Source organism: Dellaglioa sp. CoH-55-MRSF-7, assembly GCF_056782235.1.
In genome coordinates this window covers 1-399 of the sequence record NZ_JBXAYI010000076.1, presented here as the reverse complement: position 1 = coordinate 399, position 399 = coordinate 1, and the positions used below count along the sequence as shown (strand labels likewise).

The window sequence follows — 399 nt, the reverse complement described above, 5'->3', positions numbered from 1 at the left end:
GGATGGCGCGTTCGCGTATGATGAGAAGACGGCGGCGCAACACGAATCCTTGGCACAGGCCAAGGCCGATGACTTCGAATCCCGAGCCCGTTGGTTGGAAGCGCGCTGTGCCGAACTCTCGAACAGCCTTGTCGAGATGCAAACGCGTTTGGATGACGTGCTGGATGAGTGCCGTGGGCTTCGTCACCTGAACGCGGTTCTCGGTTCGAGCAACAAGCGGCTGCGTGGTATTCTACGCGATGCAGAGCTGGAGCGCTCGGCATGATCACGCGAATTTTTCAGGGCGTGACGGGCACCCACTTCCGACGCATGGTGGCGCGCACAGCTGTCATCGAGCGTGCTGAGCATGACCGGGAAATCGTGATTGTCACGCACCATGGCCTTCGCGATGAGTGGGGA

At 60.2% G+C, this 399-nt stretch carries 1 protein-coding gene; it reads left to right on the top strand.

Going from position 1 to position 399, the window contains the following annotated elements; genetic code table 11:
• Positions 1-265: hypothetical protein (locus AC1RPU_RS07930; protein ID WP_289862662.1), on the top strand; the 265-nt coding region annotated here is incomplete at its 5' end.
• Positions 266-399 lie beyond the last annotated feature (134 nt).